Source organism: Shewanella sp. MM_2022_3 (assembly GCF_022557375.1).
In the GTDB taxonomy this organism is placed as follows: domain Bacteria; phylum Pseudomonadota; class Gammaproteobacteria; order Enterobacterales; family Shewanellaceae; genus Shewanella; species Shewanella xiamenensis.
Window position 1 is genome coordinate 61,157 of the sequence record NZ_JAKZGV010000001.1, and the last position, 24,008, is coordinate 85,164.

The following is a 24,008-nucleotide window of genomic DNA, read 5'->3' on the forward strand; positions in this document are numbered from 1 at the left end:
ACCCACGACTTTGATTCACCTCGGCTGTAAGGCCACAACACCAAATCAGCTATGCCATATCTAGGGCTTAGCCGCATATACCTCACGCCTTTGCGATTGGCCGATAGCGCGGCGTTAACCCAGTATGTTATTGTTTTAGCATCATAGATTCGATTTTTGTGCTTTAACCACTAAGGGTTTACTCCAAATGGAAAAAATATTTGAAAGACTCATGTATGCATCACGCTGGATTATGGCGCCGATCTACTTGGGGCTAAGTCTGGTGTTATTCGGCTTAGGCATTAAATTCTTCCAAGAAATCTTCCATATTCTGCCAATCATTTTTACGATGACCGAAGTGGATCTGGTGCTGGTGACCCTGTCTTTAATTGATATCACCCTCGTGGGCGGCTTGATTGTGATGGTGATGTTTTCTGGCTATGAGAATTTTGTCTCGCAGCTGGATGTGGGTGAAGACAGTGAGAAGCTCAGTTGGCTGGGTAAATTAGATTCAGGCTCACTGAAAAACAAAGTGGCGGCGTCAATTGTGGCGATTTCGTCGATCCATCTGCTGAAAATCTTTATGGATGTGAAGAACATCGATAACGACAAAATCATGTGGTATCTGTTAATCCACATCACCTTTGTGTTATCCGCTTTTGCCATGGGCTATTTGGATAAAATGACCCGCAAATAAGCATGTAATACGGGCGGGAATTGAACATCAGTTCCCGCCCCTTTCACTCCAGCCTAGGTAAAACCTAGTATTAACTTAGCAGCACCATCAACATTTATAGTTATCAGCCCTTTATAACCTAAAACGACTCAGAGATGTTTTCATCTCATTAGCCATTTTCCGCAGTTGATGGCTAGCAGTCGATAATTCTGAAGATTTGATATTGGTGTTTTCTACCGCCTGCGCAATATTTTCCATATTCTGATTAATCGTCCCCGACACAACGGCCAGTTGTTCTGTTGCGCTAGCAAGTTGGTCATTCACATCGGTAATGCTCGACACCGCGGCGTTAATACGCGTTAGTGCCTCATTGGCCCGTTGAGAACAGGCAATTGTCTGTTCTGTTTCGGTTCGGCTTTGCGCCATTGATTGCACAGCGTTGACTGAGTCTTGCTGAATACCTTGAATACGCCTATTAATGTCCTGAGTTGACGCTTGAGAGCGGCTAGCAAGGGTGCGAACTTCATCTGCCACCACCGCAAAACCCCGCCCCATTTCGCCAGCTCGTGCCGCTTCTATCGCAGCATTTAAAGCCAATAGATTGGTCTGCTCCGCAATAGCACCAATCACATCGGTGACCGCGCCGATTTCATCACCACGTTTAGATAACTGCCCGATCACATCAGAGACTTGCTCCAGTTTCAGTTTAAGCGCATCAATCGCTGTTATCGTTTGCCCGACGGACATTACCCCATTTTGAGCTTCATTGTCGGCGTCCCTTGTCGCTTTAGCGGCCATAGTCGCACTGCGAGCCATGTCCTCACAGGTCGAGGTCATTTCATTCACCGCGGTGGCGACTTGGGCAGTTTGATCCATCACATTTTGTAAAATGTGCTGTGTCTGTTGGCTGGTATGATCAAGCGCTTCAGATTGCTCGACCAATTGCTCTGCCATCGACGACTGTTGACCGATAATATTGCGTAATTGCTTGATAAGACCACTTAATGCCGCTAACAGGCTATCGTGATCTCCCGCTTTCAAGCCAAAGTTCACCGAAAAATCTCCTGTTGCAACCAGCTGTACCAGTGCTTTTGTTGTCGCCAGTTCTCCGCCGAGTGCCTGTAATAACCAGCGACGGATAAATAACGACACACCTATGGTCAGCGCCATAATAACCACGACAACTAATCCAACTCGGATAGCCACCGCCCAAAAGGCCTCCTTAACATCATCAATATAAAGACCAGAGCCCAGCACCCAACCCCATTTATCATCCTTAGCCACGTAAGACAACTTAGCGTAGCGCTCCTCGGTTACTCCCCCGCCTTTTATGGGTTTAGGCCATTGGTATTCAACAAAGCCATTGCCATAACGGGTGATCACGTCAACAAAACTGACGAACAAGTTAGCATTATTGAGGGGCTGTTATTGGCTGCCATCACGGTTACGCATTAAGGTGGCGTGATAAAAGTTGGGCCGATCCAATACGGTACCGTCCAGAGCCGATACCGTTGGATGCATAACCATTTTGGGTATAGGCCGACCGGTATCGTTAATCCAAATATATTCCGCGCCATCATAACGAATGGCCTTAATGGTCGCCATGGCCTGCTGCTGCGCCTGTTCAGTGCTTAACGAACCGCTTTGCTCCAGAGCTTGATAATGTTTAACGACGCTCAGGCCACTATCAATAATCGCCACAACACGATCTTCCCTCCCCTTAATCAAACTCTGGTTAAGGGTATTTAGCTCCATTAGACCCAATACCACAAAGCCCAACAATGCGAGTAACGGAATGCTGAGTAATCGGCCTCCGACTGTCTGCCAAAATCCAGCCATGGTGCCTCCTAATATTCCAAGTGATTCAAGCTTATAAATCAGTATGGTTGAAGTTTCATTTATTTAGCCACTTTTAATTTGATAAAAGTACTCTATGGATTTGTAACAACTCACCTTGGGACTAGCTACTTTTTAGCTCAAATAAAGGCCGTATTTAGGCTGAACAAGCTCAGAGGATTGATTGTTGTCGCAACGACAAAAGGCAAGTAAATAGACCAATATCAATCCTGATTTATTTAACAAAAAAGCCACTTTAATCAGTGGCTTTAGTATTTAAAAAGATGCTTGAGGACGTTAATTCTTGGCTAACTCAAGCTCATGCACTTTTTCGGTTTGATCGACTATGGTCAATACCGCGGTATCGCCCACTACGTTGCAAGAGGTCAGCACCATATCGATGATGCGATCCAGCGCGGCCACAATCGCAAAGGCTTCAATCGGTAAACCCATTTGATGGATTAACACGCCAATCATCACCATACCGCCACCGGGCACACCACCCGCGCCAACCGATAATAAAAAGATACTAAACAGCAGCGATGGCAATTGCTCGCTGGTGATTGGCATACCAAAGGCATTGGCGACAAAGAAAATCGCAATCGTGATATAAATCGCCACGCCGCCCATATTCATGGTCGCCCCGAGCGGTACGCCAAAGCCAGCCACTGCGCGGTTAACCCCGAGTTTTTCAGTCAAGGTACGCATAGTCACAGGAATCGTGGCATTGGAGCTGGCGGTAGACAGTGAAAACAGCACTTGCTCCTGCGTCTTCGCCCGAAAGGTCTTGGCCGAAATCGGTGTAAACATACCGACCGCCAACGGATAGACCACAAAAATCCACAACAACAGCAGGGCTAGAATGATCACTAGGTATTCGAGCACACTCATAAATACCGCGGCATCTAAGGTAGCACCTAACTTAAACATCAGCGCAAACACCCCGAAAGGCGCAAGACTCATCACCACAGAAATCAGCTTCATCATGATTTTATTGGCGGTTTGAAAGCCTTGTACCGCACCAGCCACATGTTCGCCGAGGGACTTCATCACTCCACCTAACATCAGCGCCATAAAGATCACTTGTAGCATATTGCCCGACATAAAAGCCGCTACCGGATTACGCGGCACAATATCAATCAACAGCGCCATTAAGCTGGGGAGTTCGGTCGCGGTAATGGCGACACCATCGGTGCTACTCATATCGACACCTTTACCTGGGTCGAGCAGGAGCACCACTAAAAGAGCGGTAGAAATAGCCACTACGGTATTCACTATGTAAAAGCCGAAGGTTTTGCCGCCTAAGCGCCCAAAGCTTTTTAAGTCCTGCAGCTCGCACACACCGCAAACGATACTGACAAATACCAGAGGTACGACCAACATCATGATCATGTTGACGAACATAGTGCCGACGCCGCTAGCCAATTCGACTAAATTGCCTGAAAAAAAGCCAATATCGTTTAAAAAATACTGCACTAAAGTGCCAAGAATAAGTCCCGCAAATAGACCGATAAAGATCCGTGTCGAAAGTGATTTCATCATGCTGATCGTTTTCCCAGATAGCTCATCTTTTGATATTCATCTTCCCTAATGAGCAACATCGCCATTCCCTTTTAAGTTCAGGCGGGGATAGTGAAACATGCTGGCAGTAAATTCAATGAATAAATTTACTTATTTCATTTTCAATTAAGCCAAACTCATCACAAAAATTTTGTATTATTCTGATTTATAACAAAAATAAAATCATAGATTAATAATCACGCTATTAATACATAAGTTAAAAAATCAAAAATTAAACACTATTTAAACCAAATAAACACAATTAATCGATTAATACCGAATAAGACTAGATTTAAAAACTGAATAAATACTTTAAATAGTATTAAAAACTACAGATATCGAACTTAACAGAGAGATGGTGAAGGATAACGACTAACAATATGCCAGTAGCACTAGCTCAAGCCGATGCGACAGCAGGTGCTGCTGTTTAATGCTAATTCGTTGCTGAGTTAACCAACGGCTTAATTGCTGCCAATTTTTTAAGTCGGCTGACTGTAAATATTTAGCCTGAGGCGCTTGCTTAGCAAAGTCATCAGCGGAATTAATCTGTGGGATAGCGAGTAACTCGCTGGGCGCCAAAAGCGCTAACTGCGGCACAATACAATGGGTCATGCCCGTTAAGGTATGGGCAATTTGCAGCCCTGCGGGGTCGAGATCGGTAAAGGCAATAATCGGCATTTTACCCGCCATCGCCTGTAAAAACTGCCGCACACCGATGGGGGAATGGTGGCCGCTGCCACGGTAAATCACCATAATGCGGCTAAGTTCGGCAGGTAAGCGCGCTTGGGTTATTGCATCGAATATATCTAGGTTTTCAACCACTAAGATGGCGTTAACATCAAGCTCATCGCAATGGATTTGCGCCTCATCTAAGGGAGTACGTAATGAGGCCCGTGCAGACATCCCCAAGGGCGGCGATTCAAAACCGAGATACTTCAACAAAACATACTCGGCTTCGGGGCGGATGTTCGCCAGCTTTTCATTCTGGCTTTGGGCGGACATGGCGATGCGGTCTAGATTAAAGTCCAGTGCCTGTAAATCCACGCCCTCTTTTGCCAATACGCCTTGGCGCAGCAACTCAAAATCCCTTGGCGCAAAACACAAATATTTTTCCGCACCATCCAGCTCGCCTACTTCTAACTCACGGTAAATCGTTCGCCAATTCGGGCTAAGTTTTACCCTTGAAGAACGATTAAGATAAACGCTCTCCAAGAGTTGCAACTGCTGTTTACCTAGGCGAGCCATAATTCCACGTCGCGGATAATAAAGTTACCGCTGTAGATGGGGTGAGGTTCGCCTAAGGGCTCTAACTCGAAGTAAGCCTTATGCTCATCGGGCAAGCCTTCGTAGCCGCCAATCACTTGATAAATCCAGCTTTCGGCATCCCACGGCAGGGCTTTTTCGACTAAGTAATCGAGCGCCGATTGACGTAAGCCCGACTCAATCACATCGACGAAGTAAGTATCAACCGCTTGCTTGAGTGGATTATCAGGAATATCAAAGTCTTCGCTTTGGGTAAGCGATACACTGACATCATGCTCGCGCACAGTCTCAACTATGCCCTGACGACTAATCGACTTAATGTGGGCGACGATATTCATCAGCTCAAGCTCTTGGCTGGCGTTATGCACATCCACAGACGCTGGTGCCAATAACACTTCGGCGCGATTGAAAAGACTCGGGATTTCCTTGTGGGACACATGGTCCGCAGGACGGTAATCCGGATGCAAATCGGTGTACAGTAACCAGCCCTTAAGCAAGCGGGTACGACCACGAATTTGCCTAAAGCGACCGAGAAGTTCCAGCAACCGTCCCTGCACCACACTGAGCTCCTGGGCGCAGTCGCTCATGGTTTCCTGCAAGGTGGTCACCAGCAGCTTACGCAGCTCACGAATATCACCGGCGATTTCGCCTAATTCGCTAAACTGGAACATCTCCAAACCATTAAGTAATTCAGACACTTGGCTCTGGGCGAGTTCGTTTTCGCGGATCTTAGCGTTAATGGTACCGACATAACCGAACTCGTTGTTGATGCGCCCCCACAACACGCGGATCGAATAGCGCAAACTGTCGGCAAAGCTATACACATGCTCACTTAAATCAGACAGATACGCCTCGGCAGCGCTGTAATCTGAGCTGTGGCGCGCTTCTTTATAATGGTCGGCCAAGGTTTTAATGGTGGCGAGCGCCGAGCCGACGTTGGAGTCGATTTGGCGATTGCGCTCATCACTTAAACCTTCTTCGAGCAAGGCACGCACCGAGCGTTTAAGGCGCAGCTCTTGGTCTGGCTCTGGGCGCCATAAAATCCCTGCCTGTTTGAGTTTTTCAACCACGGCGGGATCATGGGCATCTTCATTGAGCGAGCCCGCTAAATAGGCGTCCATAATGATGTCAGCATGGCGGCCTAACTGCTTGAGTAGCTTAACCCCAGCCTGATGTAAGTTACTGCTCATCACGGCCTCCTTGGTTTACACCGCAGATGATTGTCCAAAGCATCATAGTAAATCCCGCTGGGTCGCCGTTTCCGCCTGCGCCTCTAGGCTTAGGCCTTCAGTTTCGTCAATAAAACGGATCACTTCGTACAGATAATCCAGCTTGCCCGTCGCGATATAAATTTGCTTTTCAACGTTGGGGCGCACCAGATAGCCAAGCTCCACTAAGCGTTTGAACACTAACTTAATTTGCGCATCACTATTGGTACTGGTTGAGCCGAATAAGCGGTATTGGCTGAGTTTGGCCAACTGCTCACGAAACGCGGGCGTATCTTCAATTCGGCTTTGCAGCTCGGTTAACCGTACTGGCGCACCTTCGCTTAAGGGGGCATCTTGGCCGCTGGCTTCCTGCACTAATACCAGCCACTCCACCATAGGAATAAGTGCCTGACAAATATCCTTAAACTGCGATGAAATCACCTTGCGCTCGCTCTCGCCTAACTGCAAATAACCACAGAAAAACACATCACCCTCGGCGGCCGAGGCCACGGTGCGGTTGATTTGATTTAGATAAGCCTCGACCCGCTCGCGGGTGCTGTTATTTTTCAACGCGCGCCAACCATCTTCATTGGTGGTGCGGCAAATAAATTCGCCCTTGAGCAAGAGTTCGATAATTGCGCCCGTGCCGACTAAGACGGTTTGGTTAGATTCGTTCATGGCACTCATTAGATGGCCTCCTTGCTCAGGCGTTTACTCAACAAATCGGCAATCGGATTGGCTTTGGGCTTCACCACCTGCAACTTCTTAGTTTGTTTATTAATAATGTAACGGTGCTCAAACAGGTTCAGCACTTCTGACTCTGGGTTCGGGAAAGCGCCTAACACGCTGATATTGTTGTTACCACAGGCATCGAAAATCTTCTTCACGTTGGTGTGGTGCAGCGTGCCAAGTTCGTCGATCGGCCAGTGAATGGTCACATCGGCACGGCCACGTAACAAGCGCGTAAATGCCAATAGGAACTTACATAAAATCAGGTAAGCCATCCCGTGGCTCGAGGATTCGTTCAGCTGTCTGTCGGTGCGGATAATCAAATCGCTATTACCCTCTTTGAGGCGCAGCTCGATTTCAAGCAGCTTTGAAATGCCACCCGTCAGTGCAGCGCGGCCAATAATATCCAAGGCGCGGCGCATGCTGTTGGTGTATTCCTCATCGGGCAGACCATTAAAGCCGTCGGCTTTCCAATTTTTGAAGGCTTTAACAAACTGCTCAAGCTCGGGCCAAAACTCTAATTCGCTGATCTTAGAGCGAATACGAACCGCAGATTCCGATACGCCATCGAGGAATAACTCCTCGCCCACTTCGCGGGTAATGCGCGCACTCTGCGAAGCGATGCGACGGTCAATATCGGCCAGCACATCGTAAAAGGCGGTTAAATCGACACCGAAGATCCGCCCCTGCTCGCGCAGCGCCATAATGGATTGCGGCACAATCACATTGAGTAGCTGTTCAAGCTGCGGCACAAGCTTGCGGTAATCCAACAGGCGAATACCTTTGTCGTTGATAAAGCTCGACTCTTCGCGGGCACGCTCCCAGGTTTCGGCTAAGCCTGAACCTGACTTGCTGGCAATCACAGAGTCGAAATGCTCCACATATTGCTTAACCGAGCCCATCAAATAATCGCGTTTTAGCAGTAAATCTTCGCCCTGACGCAAACGTTCACCAAGGCTACCTTGGGCTTCTTCATTGTTGGCGGGCAGTTTCAGCTCCGCCAACTTACGCATCACGGCGCGCAGTTTAGTTAAGTTTTCAGAGGCTTCAATCTGCGCCGCATCCGAGGCCTTACGTTCGGTCTCGAGTTGTTGGCGACGGGTTTTCACCTCTTGGGTCTTGGCTTTAAGCTGCTGATCGATTTCTGAGGCGGCACGTTTCACGTCGCTTAACTGGGTTTGCAGCTTGGGCTTACGGATAAGCCAAGTGTGTTGATACCAATCGTCAAAGCGCAATACTTCGCTGCGACGCTGCTCGGCGCGGCTGATTTTGGTTTCAAGCTCACGGATTTGTTGCTTGAGTTTAAGGATATTGTCCTCATCCACACCGCGGGATTTAAGCTCGTTTTTGTACCAGGTTTCACAGGCTTTTTGCTCAGCCTTAGCGCTTTCGCGGCGGGCGTCGATAGTGGCCTTGATTTGCCCCAGTTGATTGTCGAGCGCGCCAATGACTTCCTGCCAGTAGGCTTGTTTTTCCATGCGCGCTTCGAGCGCCTGCTCTTTTTGCTCTTCGAGCCAGAGTTGATGTTGATGCTTAAGCTGCTTTAACTCGCCATCGAGCTGAGTTAAACGCTGCTGGGCAAAGGCTTTACGCTCGGCCAGCGCCTTGTTGATCTTGTCCTGCTCACTGCGTTTTTCATCGAACAGACGACGTAAATCATCGCGGCTATTCTTATAAGCTGTGCGGGCAAAGGTGAGTTCGCGGCTGAGTTTATCCAGCTCACCGTTAATCGCCACCAACTGTGATTCGGCCTCGGCCTGCAATTCCTGCGCGCTTTGCAGCGCTTCTTCGGCCTTGCTTAAACGAATACGTAGCTCCTGCTCGGAGGCGGCATATTCAGGCACATCAATGGCTTTAAGATCTAAATGCACCCCAAACACAGTGTCGCTCTCGCCCATCACACTTGGGTGTAAATCGGTGCGATGCAGTAACTCTGGCGCAATCACTTTACCCAGACTTTGCTCCCAACCTTGGGCTTCCTTACGCAGGAACTCAAGTAAAGTATGGGACTGCGGGAACAGCATATGGTGCAGTTCATCGAGCGCGGTTTGGCGCTCGTTAACCCGCAGGCTAGCAATGCGCAGCGCTTCGTTGGCTTGGTCGCGTTTGGCGCGCAATTTACGCTCATCGCTAGTTAAGCGCTCCACCTTGGCATTGCAGCTTTCTTGCTCTTCGTCGGCGCGGTGAATCCGCTCGTCGAAAATAGCTAGGCTTAACTTTTCTTCCTCGGTGTAGGTTACGCCATCAACACGTAACTTAAGCTCGGCGGCATTGAGTTTAAATTGGTATTCCTGCTCGCTAAAACTCGCCTTGCCCGCATCCATTTGGCTGCGCCATTGGGCTTCGAGGGCATCTAGGTCGGCTCTAGCCACTTCACGCTGTTTGTCGCGCGCTTCGCGCTGTTTGTCCTGATCCGCGTGTAAGCCTTCGAGCTCGCGGTTTAACTGCTCACCAATTTTGCTGCGGCGGGCATTGTAAGCCGCTTCAATATCTTGGTGTTTTTCAGTTTGTAACTTATGGCGCTCGCTTAAGTTTTCCATGTCAGCGCGCCAGTTTGGCAGCATGTCCAAATCGGCCTTGGCTTGCTCGATATTGGCATCTAAAAAGGCGCCATGCTGATCTTCAATGGCATCTAACTCATACTCGCACTTAGCCACGTCACCCTTGGCGGCGGATAGGTCGAGGTTAAGCTCATCGCGCACTTCTTTCCATTCGTCGTCCAACATCCGAAGCTTTAAATTCAGCTCCTTAGACAGAGTTTGTTGGATCTCTAAACGATCGGCCTCTAGGGTTTCGTCATTGCGATAACCTCGGGACAGGCTCGAGAGGCGCATCTCGGCGCTGAGTAATTGGTTAAATTCCTGCTCGAGCTTTTCAAACTCGGGGCGGATAACTTCAAAACCTTGGATTAACTGGCTCTCGCGGATCCATGCTTCGACGCGCTGTGGGTTTAAGCGCGAGCTGGGCGGATTTACCCCGTCTTCTTCTAAAATGGCGGCGATCATGGATTTGACCGTTTCCATTTTGCCTTCTTTGGAGTGCACCGCTTTAGCGAGCTTTTCGATATGGCGCAGTGAATGCTCGCCTTCACACAGGGCAAATTGGCGCGCATAGGCCCGCAGTTCGCTGCGGTTGCTACCCGTGCTTAACAAAGTCCGATCGTTTTGAATAATCGCGCGATATTCGCGGGTGTTGAGCAAGTTGGTGGTAGCTACGCCTTGGCGTTTTAAATCACGGCCAAGTTCCGCCATGTTATGGCATAAAATAGTGTCACCATTTTGCGATTTAATATAATCACTTAACTCAAAACCCTTGGCGATAAAGCGGTAGTTCACGCCTTTACCATCGCCCGCCGAGGCGAGCACGGCTTGATAGAGCAAGCCATCGGCCTTTTGGTATTCGTAAATGATGTAGCTTGAATCGTGTGGCAAGTACCAACGCTCGAAACTGTCACGGGTTGAAGGCACCACGCGGCTAGGATATTCGCCATAAAATACCGGCACTAAACGTTGTAGCGTGGTTTTACCCGAGGCGTTAGTACCACAAATATTGGTATGGCCATTGAGGGCGAGTTCCACAACGCCCGGAAGGTGCGTATCAATCAGCACAATACGAATCAAACTTGGCATTTCATTCCTTATCCAAACGGGAGCACCTTATGTAAAAGCGAACGATAAGGTCATCCAAAAGCGGCATCGAACTTCAAACATGGTGATGTTAAAAATCGTGGCCTTAAAATTAAGCCCCTAAAATAAGGCAATCGTCGAGCCTTGGCAATTAAGCACCTAGGGCTGAATGCGTTAGCTCACATCAAACGGCCAAGGATACGCCAATTCGCCCTAACAAAGAGTAGTTTTATGCGGGGGGAAGGCGATCGGCAATCCGGCCGTAGATTAACATCATCTCGGCGAGCGAGCTGACCTGCATGCCTTTCATCAAGTTCGCACGGTGAATTTCGACCGTGCGCATGGCGATGCACAGCGTATCGGCGATCTCCTGATTCTTATAGCCTTTGGCGATCAGAGTGAGAATTTCCCGCTCCCGCGGTGTGAGCGACAGATAAGTCTGAAGATATTGGTTATCTTGATAATGCTCCTTAGCATTCGCCAAGGCTTTTACCACAGCGTCCGTGAGCTTAGCGCCATCAGCGGGCTTTTGGAAAAAATCCACCGCCCCGCGTTTTAGCGCCTCCACCGCCATGGGCACATCGCCATGGCCAGTCAAATAAATTACCGCCAGCGGACTATTGTGCTGCACTAATTGCGCATGTAACTGCGGCCCACTTAAACCCGGCATACGTACATCGACTAAGGCGCAACCCGGCTGGCTTAAATCGATGGCAGCAAAAAACGCCTCGGCGCTATCAAAGTCACGGATATTCAAGCCATAACTTTCGAGCATAAACCGCAGCGAGCGGCGCACCGACTCATCATCATCGATTAAATACACGGGCAATTCGTGGCTCATGCTGGTGCTCCATCAAACTTACGGGGTAAGGATACCTGCGCTTGGCAGCCGCCACTTAAAGCGGTTTCTAGGCTAAAGCGGCCACCATGACTCTCGGCGATATCACGGCAAATCACCAGCCCTAGCCCTAAGCCCTCCGACTTAGTCGAATAAAAGGCTTGCATCAGCAGATTGGCATCCTCAGTTAAACCTGTGCCATTGTCTGTGACCGTGAGCAGTAGCTTGTGTTCTTGGTAACGCAGGTCGATATCAATCGTGGGCTGATAGGGTTTCGACGCATCGACCTCGCTCTGCTGGCGTTGCACACAGGCATCGGCGGCATTTTTCAAAAGGTTGAGCAATAGTTGCTGCATGCCCACTTCATCTAAAGGCAATTGATAGGCTTCGCCGCTCACATTGGTTGAAAGTTGGATATGGTGCTGCTCCAGCTCATAGGCGAGCAGCGGCGCAGTATCGTTCACTAACTGATGTAAATACAGAGGCTGCCTAGACACAGGCCGCTTTTTCAATAAATTACGTAAACGGCTGATAATACTGTCGGCGCGGCTGACTTCTTGCTGGATTAAAGTCAGCACGGATTGTAATTCTTCAGGGCTGGTCCCACGTTGTAAACGTACCTCGGCGCCATGGCAATAATGGCCAATCGCCGCCAAAGGTTGGTTGAGTTCGTGGGAGAGGCTCGCCCCAAGCTCCCCCGCAATCGCAATGCGCTGAGCGTGCTCCAGCAGGGCTCGGTTTTCACTGAGTTGCCTCTGGGTATTGATTAACTCTCGGCCGCGGCGACTAAAGCGGTATTCGAGCCAGAAATGGTAGACATTGAGCAATACCAATATGGTCAACGCAAACCAAGCCCAATGTTGATGCAGTTTTACCCATTGCCATGCCCGCTGCCACCAAGGGGCTTGCAGTGGATGCATATCCAGATCTTTAAGCAGTTGATCTATCGCCAGTTGACTCACGGCCGTGGTCCACCCCGCAGATTCGGCGGCTTTAGCGGCGGGACTGTCTTCGGGTAATGCTAGTAGGGCTTGAGTCACCTGTTTTGCGAGGGATTGGGTCGCACGGTTGGTTTTAGCCATAGACCAGTTGGGATATAACCGACTCGAGACTAGGCAATGAAACCCCGCAGGCGCCTGATTATCGAGCACCCGATAATCTTGCAGCTTGATCAAACCTTCGGCCTGCATTTGCTCAAGCTGACATACGGGCACAATTGCCGCATCTAAACTTGGGGATTTATCGCTTGGCTTATCTGTCGCACCGAGCTGATAAATAAGGTTATCGAGTGGAAAACCTAAGGGGATAATTTCTCCTACAAAATGGGGTAAATCTACCCCCTTAAGCTGCGCCTCATAAACTAAAGTGAGATAACCGCCGAAGGCATTTTTAGAGACAATCCCGAGTCGCTTGTCCTTAAGATCTTTTAAGGTCTGATAGGGCGAATCGGCTCTGACCACCAGCGCAGACCCCACTTGCATCGCAGCGCCATTATTGATTGGGCTTCGAAGGGTAGCGAGCCAAGACAGGGAAAATTGCCGCGCCAACATCACCGACTGCCCAGGGTTAGTGATAACAAAGTCAAGAGCTTCGGTTTCAACGCCTTTGGCTAATTCTTCAAGGCTTAAGGGATGCAATCTAAAGTAACTGTTAGGTATTTGCGACTCTAGCCAGCCCATCAAAGGTTGCCAACGATTGACTGTGCTCTTATAGCCCCGTATTGCCAATACGCCGACATCGACCACTTGATAGTTTGCGCCAGCTTCATCCATCAACTCTCCCGCAGGAGCAACAGTTAATGCGCCTACAGTTTTATCCTGAGTGGCCAAAACTTCTGCCATGGCTGAGATACTCAGTAGGCTAAACAATACGATGACGAGTTTCACCGCCATTCGCCAGCCATTGGTTGATACGACAAAACCCAACACTGTATCCATTCTCCTAAGCTTTAAGATTCAATCCTAAACAATAACCCCTAAACTCTTAAAGGTCATTCTAACTGATATTTATTGCGCTAGATCAAGTCCCTATCCGATATGTGGAAAACCACTATAGAGATGCCACCTCCCCTTTTACAGAATGCGCTTAACGCTAAACCCGCGGTCTTCGACCCGTTTTATCTGTAAGAGTGAAGGAAATCCTATGGACAAGAGTAAACGTCAGTTTCTCGGAAAAATGGCCAGTGTGAGTGTCGGCGCCGCGCTCATTCCCGTCGTGCAAGTGCAGGCACAACAGACTGAACCTGCACCTACAGGCAAACGCTACGGTATGGTCATCGATTTGCGCCGCTGCGTCGGCTGCCAAGCCTGCACCGTGGCATGCACCTTCGAAAACCTGCCACCTTTGGGGCAATTTCGTACCACGGTACAGCAATACGAAGTGTCACAACAGGATGCTACCACGCCACCCGCATTTTTAATGCTGCCAAGACTGTGTAATCACTGTGAGAACCCGCCTTGCATTCCTATTTGTCCCACGGGAGCCACTTTCCAACGCCCAGATGGCATTGTGGTCGTCAACAACGAATGGTGCGTCGGTTGCGGATACTGTGTGCAGGCTTGCCCCTACGATGCCCGCTTTATCAACCATGAGACCAACAGTGCCGATAAATGCACCTTCTGCGCCCATAGGCTCGAAGCTGGACTACTGCCCGCCTGTGTCGAAACCTGCGTTGGTGAAGCGAGGGTGATTGGCGATCTGAACGATCCTAATAGTCAAATCAGTCAGTTACTCACAGCCAATAAGACAGATATCAAGGTACTCAAGCCCGATGCCAATACGGCCCCCAGAGTATTTTATATCGGCATGAACAGCGCCTTTGAAGATCGTATCAACGGCCAAGCCCCTGTTCGCACCCTACTGACTGACACTGGCGAGGAGATCCACCATGGTCATTAAAGAAATCTTTACCCCAGATATCGCCATCACTTGGCTGCCTTGGGCGGTGCAATACTTTTTTCTGATGGGTTTGGCCTACGCCAGTGTGTGGGTGGCGACCATCCATTTATTCAGTGCGAAACAAACCGATGCCAGACTGCTCAAACTCTGCGCCTGTTTGATGCTTACCGCCGGCATAGTCGCGCCGATTGCGCTACTTGCTGACCTGCACCAACCGCTGCGGGCATGGCATTTCTATGCCCAAATCAGACCGCATTCGTGGATGTGGTACGGCGCTTTTTTACTGCCGATATTTTCGGGCACGAGTCTAGTGTTTGCTTGGTTGTTACTGCGGCCCTACTTGCCTCAGGCACACTCTTCTCTGGCAAATTCTGCTCAAGAAGCGGATTGGTTAAGCCGTATCGGTCAATGGCTCAGGTTCGGTAATTGGAGCAGTGATAAATGGCTGAAACCCATTGCGCTAATCGCCACATTAAGTGCGTGTTCCATTGCGCTTTATACCGGAATGGAAACCATGGCGATCAAAGCACGGCCGCTCTGGCATACCTATTGGTTGCCGCCATTGATGGCAACCAGTGCCCTGCTCGCCGCCTGCGGTACTCTCGCCCTGCTCAATCGTGTTTTGCACGGTTATCAAGCCAGTACCCAAGACAGATTACTGCAATGGGTCAGGGCAAGCTTTGGTCTCTTCGCCCTGTGTCTTATCGGCTGGGCCTTATTCGATAACGGCTCCGCGCACGAAGCGGCGTTGTTATTAGACACCAGCCCAAGCTGGCAACTCGCCGCGTTCTGGGTATTGGTTACCCTCGCTTTGCTGGCCTTAGTTCTGGCAGTACGCCGCCTCCCCTCGGTATTGATATTAGTCGTCAGTTTAACGGCGGTGCATCTGGCATGGGGATTTCGCTGGATTGTACTTATCCAAGCGCAAACCGACCCAAAATACGGCGCGGGCACTTATTTCTACCAACTGCCTTGGGGGCCAGAGGGGCTATTAGGTATTGCGGGCACCTTTGGTCTCTGGATCGCATTGATGGTGTTAGTGTCTGAATTTATTCGCTATCAACCTCGCTCAGCCCATCATGCCTTGTGAGCCACAGCACCGTTCATATTAAGAAGTTACCGCATTAAGGAGTCCATAATGGATAAGAGTAAACGTCGTTTTATCAAAGGCGCAGCTGTGACGGGTGGCGTGGGATTATTTGCCGCAGGTTACAGCCATACCTTAGCGCAAATGGGCAAAGGGGTCGTGCATGGTAGTTCGGGAAAAACCACCCAAGATCCCATCCATGGCAATTCGCTAGCCCCTGAATATAAAGTGGATTTAACCTCAGGCCAGCTGATTGGCAACGATGAACAACGCATCGCCAATACCATGTGTCTCGGCTGCTGGACCAAGTGTGGCGTGCGAGCCCGTATCGATAATAAGACAGATAAAATTCTCCGCATCAGCGGCAATCCCTATCATCCGCTCTCGGCGCGGGAACATATCGACTTCGATACCCCGATCAAAACCGCCTTAGTCGGCTTAAGCGCCTATCAAGAGCAGGGCTTACAAGGGCGTTCCACCGCCTGCGCCCGTGGCAATGCCATGTTAGAACAACTAGATAGTCCCTATCGCGTCACCCAATGCCTTAAACGAGTAGGGCCGCGCGGCAGTGGGCAATGGCAAAGCATTAGTTTCGAGCAACTGCTGACCGAGGTTGTCGATGGCGGTGACTTATTTGGTGAGGGGTATGTCGAAGGCTTAAGGGCAATTCGCGATATCAGTACGCCACTCGATGCCAATAATCCTGAATATGGCCCCAAGGCCAACCAGCTATTGGTATCGAACGCCTCGGATGAAGGCCGAGATGTGATCATTAAACGCTTTACCTTCAATAGCTTCGGCACGCGAAATTTTGCCAACCACGGCGCCTATTGCGGCTTTACCTATCGCGCAGGTGCGGGTGCCCTGCTCGACGATTTAAAGAAATACGCCCACCTTAAGCCCGACTGGGACAATAGCGAGTTTTTGCTGTTTATCGGTACTTCACCGCAGCAGTCGGGCAACCCTTTTAAACGCCAAGCGCGGCAGTTGGCCAACGCTCGGGTCGATGGGCGAGAATTTAGTTATGTGGTGGTGTCGCCCATGCTACCCAATACCTCGAACCAGCCCTGCGCAGGTAACAATACTTGGCTGCCGATCCGCCCCGCGACCGACTCCGCCCTCGCTATGGGCATGCTGCGCTGGATTATCGATAACCAGCGCTACGCCAGTGCGTTTTTAACCGCGCCCAATGCCGAGGCAGCGAAAGCAGCAGGCTACCGAGGCTTTAGTAATGCCAGCTTCCTAATCATCAGCACGCCGAATCACCCCAGATACGGCCAATATTTGTATGCCAGCGATCTCGGCTTGCCCTTCGAAGGCAAAGCCTATGGCGAGCAGGATTCTCCACTGGTTGTCGATGCCGCTACTGGGCAGATTCTACCAGTCGGACAATGCGCCAAGGCGCAACTTGAGGTTGAGCAAAGCGTGAATACGCCAAAGGGTGAGCTGAGCGTGAAATCCAGTTTTCAGCTACTCAGTGAAGCCGCGCGCAGTGTCGAGATGGCCGACTACGCCAAGGAGTGCGATATCAGCGAGGCGCAAATTGCCGCACTCGCCCACAAGTTTACTAGCCATGGCACTAAGGCAGCGGTGATCTCCCACGGCGGCACTATGAGTGCAAACGGTTTTTACAGTGCATGGGCGATCATGATGCTTAACGCCATGATAGGTAACCTAAATCTTAAGGGCGGTGCGATAGCTAAGGGCGGCAGCTTCCCCGCCTTTGGTGCTGGCCCAAGGTACAATTTGCAGGACTTTGACGGCATGGTCGAACCTAAGGGCGTATTCCTTTCCCGCTCTAAGTTCCCCTACGAAAAAACCTCTGAATATCGCCGTAAAATCGAAGCCGGTGAGTCGCCCTATCCGTCGAAGGAACCTTGGTTCCCCATCTCATCACCCCTGCTGGGCGAACATTTAACCGCGGCGGTGCACGGTTATCCCTATCGACTCAAGGCGTGGATCAACCACATGGGTAACCCGATTTATGGTCAGGCGGGTCTCGGCGAAGCCATTGGTGAACAATTAAAAGATCCCAAAGTATTACCGCTATTTATCAGCATCGACAGCTTTATCAATGAGACCTCGGCGCTGTCGGACTACATAGTGCCCGACACCTTAACCTATGAATCTTGGGGCTGGAGCGCCGCGTGGCATGGCACACTCACCAAAGAAGCCACCGGCCGCTGGCCGATTGTCGAGCCCAGGGTCGCCAAAACCGCCGATGGCGATGTGATTTGTATGGAATCCTTCCTTAGCCAAGTGGCGATAAAACTTAATCTGCCCGGTTTTGGAGCCAATGCGGTCAAGGCCGCCGATGGCAGTCTACACCCGCTGACTCGCGCGGCTGACTTTTCGCTCTACGGCGCGGCAAACGTGGCTTACCTGGGTAAACCCGTTGCCGATATCACTGCCGAAGATATGTACTTCAGTGGTGTTGGGCGCATTCAAGCGGAACTCAATGCCAGACTCAAATCTGAAGAGGTCAAAAAAGTCAGTTACTTATTTGCCCGTGGCGGCCGCTTTGAGAATATCAGCGCCAGTCGCGACGAGGCGGGCAACCCCAGCAAGGTTTGGCCAAAACCCTTAATGCTGTGGAACCCAGAGGTGGGCAGTCGGCGCAATAGCTTAAGCGGCGAATATATGAGTGGCTGTCCACGGCGTTATCACCCTGCGCTCGCCAACGGCACGCCCTTGGAGCAAGCATTCGATAAGTCACAGTGGCCGCTGCTGATCAGCAGTTATAAGTCGCACACCATGAGTTCGATGAGTATAGGTTCGGACCGTTTACGCCAAGTACACCCCAATAATCCGGTGCGCATCAATGAGCAAACCGCCAAGCGCTTTGGTATCAAGACCGGGGATACGGTCAAGATCAGTACGCCTAATGGCAGTGTGGTGGCCTTGGTGGAATGTGTGGCGGGCGTACATCCCGACTGCATTGCCATCGAGCACGGTTATGGCCATAAGGAGTTAGGCGCGCGGGATATAGTCATCGATGATAAAAAGATTGCCGCCAATCCGCTGATCCGCGTCGGGGTCAATATGAACGACTTGAATCTGTTCGACCCAAGCCGCCATGGGCGCTATCCGCTGGTGGACTGGGCCAGCGGCGCCTCGGCGCGGCAAGGACTCCCAGCCAAAATAGAAAAAATCGCTTAACCCCTAAGCCAAGGTAACAAGGAGGTTACCTTGGCTATCAATTTATCCTGCCCCGTTTTATAAAAAATGATCTAACCCAACTCTTTGGGAGTATTCTACTTGTTAATAAATGACTCAGAAATCAAGCAACGACTAAAATCCTAGCTATATTTAACACTATCCATGTGGTTCAGATTTTTGGGCATTATGTCGCATAGCCGTTTTTGAGTTTGCCAAACTCATTAGGAGTACTTCAGTGTTTAATTCTTCATTACGTAAAAGCCTTGAAATCAGTGAAACTAAACGCAAGGAAGCTGAAGCCACTATTGACTCAATAAAGGATTGTATTGCCACTATCGAATTCTCGCCAGAAGGCGTTGTCATTGATGCTAACCATATATTTTTGAATGAAATAGGTTATAGCCTGCATGAGATCGTCGGCAAACACCATAGATTATTCTGCTCCTCAGAATTAGCCAATTCACCTAGCTACCAGCAGTTTTGGACAAGCCTAAAATCTGGCCAACCTAAAGAAGGCAATTTTCAACGGTTCCGTAAAGATGGCGAAGAGGTCTGGTTAAGGGCTACTTATTTTCCGATCAAGATGGACGGTAAAGTCATCAAAATTATGAAAATTGCCTCTGACATCACCCAAGATAAACACAAACTCGATGATCAAATGGCCATTTTTACTGCGCTTAATCGTGCCCAAGCCATTATTGAATTTAAACCCGATGGCACCATTTTGCAGGCTAATGAAAAATTCTTAAAAACCATGAGTTATCAAGCTGCGCAAATCGTAGGAAAACACCATCGAATATTATGTTTCGATGCCTTTTATCAACAGAATCCGCGCTTTTGGGATGAACTCAAACACGGTAGATATCAACAAGGACTCTTCGAGCGTAAAAATGCCTATGGGAATTCTGTATGGCTAGAGGCCGTGTATAACCCTGTGGTGGATGAAAATGGCAAAGTGGTTAAAGTCATTAAATTTGCGAGTGATATCACTAAAAGAATTGAGCAAAGTCATGCTGTACGACAAGCGGCGGATATTGCACTTGAGACATCCCAACTCACAGTAGAGCAAGCTATTGAAGGTGTTAAATTACTGGATGCGACAGTTAATACTTCAAATGCTATCGCGGAACAAACGGTAAAAACCACTAAATCTATTACCCAACTCAATGAGCAATCCCAAAGTATTCAAGCGATTGTCGCTACCATAAGCTCCATTGCTGACCAGACGAACCTACTAGCACTTAATGCAGCAATAGAAGCGGCCCGTGCTGGCGAACAGGGACGAGGCTTTGCTGTAGTGGCCGATGAGGTACGTCAGCTTGCCGCAAGAACCAGTAAATCCACCAATGAAATTGCCGCAGTGGTTGAGAAAAATAGCCAGCTCACCGCCAGTGCCACCAGCATGATGAACGAGGTGGAGCGAATCGCTGAACAAGGTAAACAGCAGTTAGTAGAAGTGACAACTGTGATGAGCCACATTCGTACTGGCGCGGAAAATGTCGCCAATACCGTATCCCAACTGTCGATTGATGAGCAACATCGTTAGCATTAAAACGCCTTGGTTTGGGATACAGTCAATCCTTATCCCAAACCACTGTTTATCCCCAATTATCTCGCCCTAGTGACCTGACCGATAAAGCGGGCCTTAGATCAAATTAAAACTCGGTTTTTCGCCCTTCGTAGGCGGCACACATCTGCTGCATTTGCGCCTCTTCGTAGGGGCGAAGGCCACTCATCACTAAGGTTTTAATTCCGGTACCGACTAAGATATCACCGCTGTGCAGTTCAAAGTGCAGCGTCACATCGCCACGCTTGCCATCAATCTTAAGCTCTTGTTCTACAAGCGATAGGTTTACTTCAACAAAGTCGAGTGTCGTCAAGTCGAATGACATGCTTTCGTAGATCACTAAGGGACGCTCAGGATTGATCATCACTTGATGTTGTTTCATTAAGGGCATCAGAATGTCGATAAAATTGTGTCCCGAGAAGGCCACATAATTACGAATAAAAGATTCGGTTTGTGCATCACAACGGCTAGCATCACCTTGGCGAGTGACATGTAAATAGGTTTTATCGCGGTTATCGCAAATCGAAAAGCTATCGTTCACTTGTTCAGGAAATTGCAGCTCAACCCCATCACCGACCATGCCAGCAAAGGTAAACTTCATGCTTTGGCTTAGCCCATACTGGGTTAAGACTAAGGCAAATAACAAATCGCCAGGCACACAAAAACGTTTTGCGCCCACATCGTGGATAGGGTTAAAGTCTTGAGCGATTTTTTTAGCGAAGTCACTGGCTTGTTGTGCAGAAACAGAAATTGATTGATTTTGCTTTGAAAAATAAGGCGATAGAAACATATTCACTCGTTCTTTAATGGCTCAACATTGGGCTAACAACATAATTGTCACGAGTCTACCTCAGTTTTGGCATTTCACTCACCCGATGACTTGAGCAACTAGATACAAGCTAGAGTCATGGCACTCGGCTGCACCATGACCATATTTGTTAGGACTAGACTCGCTTAAATTCACGCTTTAATTGAAAACTCTCATCGGTCACTAGCTGCTCTAATACTTCAACCCGTTCGCGAAGTTTATCAAGTTCAATATGTAACAACTGGTTATCTGCCTGAAGCTTATTATTGGCAGAATTACCGCGCTCGCGGATTTTCATAATCGCGACCGCATATCCTCCCACAATGGCAAAAATCGGGATAAGTAATGCAAGGGTTGCTGGGTTCATAATGCGTCCTTTTACAATCGATCTATTGGGTTCCAGTATGAGCAACATAACCTAAATGCACCAGTGACAAAAGTCATGACATCAGCCCAAACTTATTCCTTATCAAAGCTATCTACTACAATCGCTCCCATAGAAGCGGGCATGCTAATCACAATAATCCGTTTAAAGGAAGTCATGGTGTCGTCAATTAAGGGCAATTTATCGAGACACAAGAGCACTAAACTGACGACACAAGCACTTATCAAATAGGCAATAATAATCCGGAAAATAAATACCGGCAGGCGGTGACGAATATTCTGTTGGAACACACTCTGGTAAGTAAACGCTCCGAGAAACAGCAACGACAAACCAAATAACATCAGCAAATTCAGTAGTGGTAAGGTTTCTCCGAGTTGCCATGCCTCTTCAGAAAAACCGATGGGCACAGCGAGCGCAAAGGCACCTACACACACTTGAATCGCATCTTCGGTATTAAAATGATAGGTATCAAATTGAAAAGCCATAGCTTAATCTCCCTGTCTTGCCTATGACTTGAATAAGCCTGTTATCGAGTTATCCCTGTTAACTTAGCTACAGGCGCTCTTCAAGGGATTTGAGTCTTTCTTTCGCTTGAGCGGCATAATCATTTGAAAAACGCTCAGCCAATACGAGACTTTGCTGGTACAGGATTTGTGCACGCTTAGGATCGGCATCGCCGCCCTCTCCAGCATCGAGTAAACTGGCCAATTGAAAATAAGCCTTACCAAGCACATCTTGTTGAATACCTTGCTTTTCAGCTTGAGAGGCAACCTTATCAAGCCAATAACGAGCTCTTTGTGGGTTGCGCTGCGCTGGTTTCAATAAGATATCGGCATATTCTGCGGCAGCATACAAATCCCGCTCGGCGGCAATCTCCCAAAACTCTTGGCTTTGTTCAAAATCCTCTAGCCAATAATAGTAATCACTGGCAGCGCTAAGGGCCAAAGCGGGGTCAGCCTGCACACTCAAGCGATAATTGGCTAATGCCGCCGCTGCATCATGGTAGGGCGACCAAGGCAATACTTGGTAGAGAGCCATCATACTTATAGCCTCTGGCACACCTTGACTAACCAACTGTTTTAACTGCTCCCAAGCCTTAACTTCTGCGCTTTTTGCCTCGGCGGTATTTGACTTGCCTTGCAGTATGGTCTCAAAGGGCTTACGAATAAGTGCCATTTTGGCATCCATATCCCCAAGCCTAGCCGCACGTTGTAACCAATATTGGCTCTGCTCAACCTCCCCCGCATAGGCGGCCTGTGATTGCATCCACTGAATAGCAATTAAGTCATCACCCTCGGCCGCCTCTCGGTAGAATTTGCGCGCTTTTTCTTCATCCTGCGCCAGTGCATGACCTGCCCAATAGATGTGCGCTAGCAATCGCTTATCTTCGGCCTTGGTGCTTGCGCTTAAGGTATTGAGCATAGATTCAGGCTTACCATAGGCATAGAGATGCACATCTCCACGCGGATAACGATATTCGGTACCATCGGGGTAATGCACCGAAATATCGTCAGCTTGGCGCCACACATTCACTTGATAATCAGGCAAAACCTCTGGATTAAACTGCACCCGCAGCACAGCCTCTTTATCGAAACGCACCATTTGCGTTGCACTGCTCGACCATAAACTGCTGGTCGACTGCAAATTACTCTTAAGCTTTACCTCAAAGGGGCTGTCTGTTTTGGGGCTATAGATAACCACTGGGTAATACACGGGATTAAGGGTAAGCGGTAACGCGGCAACCAGATGAGTATCTTCTTCACTGCCAGCAAGTATGGGTTCGATAGTTAGCTCTTGGCTTAAATAAAATCCATCATGGGGCGAAGCTTTGGCCGGTGGCTCGCTCGATGTTAATAATGGTGACGTATGTAAATATTTGTCTTTTAATGACTTAACCCTTTGCCATATGGGATGACTTGGCATCAAGTTAAGGTCAAGGACTAAGTCCTCCAACTGCCAATCGCAATCTCCGCCCCCTTGTAAGGCTAACGTAAGGGTGAATGGTTTAGCGGCAGCGCCACTTTCAAGCGATTGACGCAATACCGAGCTTTTATTCAGTGTGGCGCGGTAGGGATTAGCAATATCACCATTCGGGAAACGGATTTCTTTACGGGTACAAACAGAGGAAGTGTAATAGCCCACAAGTTCTAGTTGGGTATGAGCAGGTAAACTCCCCATAAACTCAAAACGCTGTGCATTCTTGGGTGGTGTAGTTTGGTCAACAGGCAACTCTCGCTGCCACAGGCTATCCCAAAATCCCGCCCAAACGGGCGCCGAGAGAAACGAGCTTAAGCATAAGCTTAGCCAAACCAGTTTTGAAATCGAACTCATAATGCCAGCTCTCCATTGCTGATGAGATTTAGTCGCTCTTGATTAAATGTCTCTGCGT

General features: G+C 49.1%; 17 protein-coding genes and 1 pseudogene. 5 read left to right on the plus strand and 13 right to left on the minus strand.

Annotation, left to right across the window (positions count from 1 at the left end; genetic code table 11):
* Positions 1–187 precede the first annotated feature (187 nt).
* Positions 188–676, plus strand: a complete 489-nt coding sequence (locus tag MMG82_RS00310) for a TIGR00645 family protein (protein ID WP_037421945.1) — start codon at positions 188–190, stop codon at positions 674–676.
* A gap of 111 nt (positions 677–787) precedes the next feature.
* On the opposite strand, the gene MMG82_RS21640 is transcribed toward MMG82_RS00310, so the two are convergent.
* From MMG82_RS21640 to MMG82_RS00355, 9 genes and pseudogenes are all read right to left on the minus strand, one after another.
* A complete protein-coding gene (locus MMG82_RS21640) occupies positions 788–1,825 on the minus strand; it encodes a methyl-accepting chemotaxis protein (protein ID WP_347154066.1) in 1,038 nt (345 codons plus the stop codon).
* Positions 1,826–1,867: 42 nt separating this feature from the next.
* Positions 1,868–2,494, minus strand: a pseudogene (locus tag MMG82_RS00320) (cache domain-containing protein); the annotation flags it as partial.
* A 294-nt stretch (positions 2,495–2,788) separates the two neighbouring features.
* Positions 2,789–4,033, minus strand: coding sequence for a dicarboxylate/amino acid:cation symporter (locus MMG82_RS00325; RefSeq protein ID WP_241406233.1), 1,245 nt, complete (start codon positions 4,031–4,033; stop codon positions 2,789–2,791).
* A gap of 390 nt (positions 4,034–4,423) precedes the next feature.
* Positions 4,424–5,296, minus strand: a complete 873-nt coding sequence (locus tag MMG82_RS00330; protein WP_241406234.1) for a Wadjet anti-phage system protein JetD domain-containing protein — start codon at positions 5,294–5,296, stop codon at positions 4,424–4,426.
* Positions 5,284–6,504: a hypothetical protein gene (locus tag MMG82_RS00335; RefSeq protein WP_037421933.1), complete on the minus strand. Its 1,221-nt coding sequence runs from the start codon at positions 6,502–6,504 to the stop codon at positions 5,284–5,286. The genes MMG82_RS00330 and MMG82_RS00335 overlap by 13 nt, the downstream gene beginning before the upstream one ends.
* 42 nt (positions 6,505–6,546) lie before the next feature.
* The gene (locus MMG82_RS00340; protein ID WP_037422308.1) at positions 6,547–7,200 is read right to left on the minus strand and encodes a hypothetical protein; all 654 of its coding nucleotides are present in this window, start codon (positions 7,198–7,200) and stop codon (positions 6,547–6,549) included.
* A gap of 8 nt (positions 7,201–7,208) precedes the next feature.
* Positions 7,209–10,880, minus strand: coding sequence for an ATP-binding protein (locus tag MMG82_RS00345; RefSeq protein WP_241406235.1), 3,672 nt, complete (start codon positions 10,878–10,880; stop codon positions 7,209–7,211).
* A 226-nt stretch (positions 10,881–11,106) separates the two neighbouring features.
* Complete coding sequence (locus tag MMG82_RS00350; protein WP_241406236.1) at positions 11,107–11,718, minus strand: response regulator; 612 nt, start codon at positions 11,716–11,718, stop codon at positions 11,107–11,109.
* Positions 11,715–13,652 (minus strand): PhnD/SsuA/transferrin family substrate-binding protein, encoded by a 1,938-nt coding sequence (locus tag MMG82_RS00355; RefSeq protein ID WP_241406237.1) that lies wholly within the window; start codon positions 13,650–13,652, stop codon positions 11,715–11,717. The genes MMG82_RS00350 and MMG82_RS00355 overlap by 4 nt, the downstream gene beginning before the upstream one ends.
* 205 nt (positions 13,653–13,857) lie before the next feature.
* On the opposite strand from MMG82_RS00355, the gene dsrO reads away from it, so the two are divergent.
* The 4 genes from dsrO (at position 13,858) to MMG82_RS21545 (ending at position 20,405) form a co-directional block, all read left to right on the plus strand.
* Positions 13,858–14,613 (plus strand): sulfate reduction electron transfer complex DsrMKJOP subunit DsrO, encoded by a 756-nt coding sequence (gene dsrO, locus MMG82_RS00360; RefSeq protein WP_037421925.1) that lies wholly within the window; start codon positions 13,858–13,860, stop codon positions 14,611–14,613.
* Entirely contained in the window at positions 14,603–15,703 is a 1,101-nt protein-coding gene (gene nrfD, locus MMG82_RS00365) for an NrfD/PsrC family molybdoenzyme membrane anchor subunit (RefSeq protein WP_241406238.1), read from the plus strand. The genes dsrO and nrfD overlap by 11 nt, the downstream gene beginning before the upstream one ends.
* A gap of 48 nt (positions 15,704–15,751) precedes the next feature.
* Positions 15,752–18,859, plus strand: coding sequence for a tetrathionate reductase subunit A (locus tag MMG82_RS00370; protein ID WP_241406239.1), 3,108 nt, complete (start codon positions 15,752–15,754; stop codon positions 18,857–18,859).
* Between the two features lie 235 nt (positions 18,860–19,094).
* The gene (locus tag MMG82_RS21545; protein ID WP_347154030.1) at positions 19,095–20,405 is read left to right on the plus strand and encodes a PAS domain-containing methyl-accepting chemotaxis protein; all 1,311 of its coding nucleotides are present in this window, start codon (positions 19,095–19,097) and stop codon (positions 20,403–20,405) included.
* 109 nt (positions 20,406–20,514) lie between these two features.
* Here MMG82_RS21545 and MMG82_RS00385 read toward each other — a convergent pair whose 3' ends face one another.
* The 4 genes from MMG82_RS00385 to MMG82_RS00400 all read right to left on the minus strand — a co-directional run bounded on the left by MMG82_RS00385 (position 20,515) and on the right by MMG82_RS00400 (position 23,950).
* Positions 20,515–21,216, minus strand: coding sequence for a DUF3581 family protein (locus MMG82_RS00385; RefSeq protein WP_037421914.1), 702 nt, complete (start codon positions 21,214–21,216; stop codon positions 20,515–20,517).
* 154 nt (positions 21,217–21,370) lie between these two features.
* Entirely contained in the window at positions 21,371–21,601 is a 231-nt protein-coding gene (locus MMG82_RS00390; protein ID WP_088586666.1) for a hypothetical protein, read from the minus strand.
* A 92-nt stretch (positions 21,602–21,693) separates the two neighbouring features.
* Positions 21,694–22,104 (minus strand): DUF2391 family protein, encoded by a 411-nt coding sequence (locus tag MMG82_RS00395; protein WP_055647846.1) that lies wholly within the window; start codon positions 22,102–22,104, stop codon positions 21,694–21,696.
* A 67-nt stretch (positions 22,105–22,171) separates the two neighbouring features.
* Complete coding sequence (locus tag MMG82_RS00400) at positions 22,172–23,950, minus strand: sel1 repeat family protein (protein WP_241406240.1); 1,779 nt, start codon at positions 23,948–23,950, stop codon at positions 22,172–22,174.
* Between the last annotated feature and the right edge of the window lie 58 nt (positions 23,951–24,008).

What these genes read in the sequence shown, in the direction of transcription:
- MMG82_RS00340 (WP_037422308.1), bottom strand. Translation starts at nt 7,200, where the DNA reads ATGAACGAATCTAACCAAACCGTCTTAGTCGGCACGGGCGCAATTATC.
- MMG82_RS00310 (WP_037421945.1), top strand. Translation starts at nt 188, where the DNA reads ATGGAAAAAATATTTGAAAGACTCATGTATGCATCACGCTGGATTATG.
- MMG82_RS00355 (WP_241406237.1), bottom strand. Translation starts at nt 13,652, where the DNA reads ATGGATACAGTGTTGGGTTTTGTCGTATCAACCAATGGCTGGCGAATG.
- MMG82_RS00335 (WP_037421933.1), bottom strand. Translation starts at nt 6,504, where the DNA reads ATGAGCAGTAACTTACATCAGGCTGGGGTTAAGCTACTCAAGCAGTTA.
- MMG82_RS00350 (WP_241406236.1), bottom strand. Translation starts at nt 11,718, where the DNA reads ATGAGCCACGAATTGCCCGTGTATTTAATCGATGATGATGAGTCGGTG.
- MMG82_RS00385 (WP_037421914.1), bottom strand. Translation starts at nt 21,216, where the DNA reads ATGTTTCTATCGCCTTATTTTTCAAAGCAAAATCAATCAATTTCTGTT.
- MMG82_RS00345 (WP_241406235.1), bottom strand. Translation starts at nt 10,880, where the DNA reads ATGCCAAGTTTGATTCGTATTGTGCTGATTGATACGCACCTTCCGGGC.
- dsrO (WP_037421925.1), top strand. Translation starts at nt 13,858, where the DNA reads ATGGACAAGAGTAAACGTCAGTTTCTCGGAAAAATGGCCAGTGTGAGT.
- nrfD (WP_241406238.1), top strand. Translation starts at nt 14,603, where the DNA reads ATGGTCATTAAAGAAATCTTTACCCCAGATATCGCCATCACTTGGCTG.
- MMG82_RS00370 (WP_241406239.1), top strand. Translation starts at nt 15,752, where the DNA reads ATGGATAAGAGTAAACGTCGTTTTATCAAAGGCGCAGCTGTGACGGGT.
- MMG82_RS00325 (WP_241406233.1), bottom strand. Translation starts at nt 4,033, where the DNA reads ATGATGAAATCACTTTCGACACGGATCTTTATCGGTCTATTTGCGGGA.
- MMG82_RS00395 (WP_055647846.1), bottom strand. Translation starts at nt 22,104, where the DNA reads ATGGCTTTTCAATTTGATACCTATCATTTTAATACCGAAGATGCGATT.
- MMG82_RS00390 (WP_088586666.1), bottom strand. Translation starts at nt 21,601, where the DNA reads ATGAACCCAGCAACCCTTGCATTACTTATCCCGATTTTTGCCATTGTG.
- MMG82_RS00400 (WP_241406240.1), bottom strand. Translation starts at nt 23,950, where the DNA reads ATGAGTTCGATTTCAAAACTGGTTTGGCTAAGCTTATGCTTAAGCTCG.
- MMG82_RS21640 (WP_347154066.1), bottom strand. Translation starts at nt 1,825, where the DNA reads ATGGCGCTGACCATAGGTGTGTCGTTATTTATCCGTCGCTGGTTATTA.
- MMG82_RS00330 (WP_241406234.1), bottom strand. Translation starts at nt 5,296, where the DNA reads ATGGCTCGCCTAGGTAAACAGCAGTTGCAACTCTTGGAGAGCGTTTAT.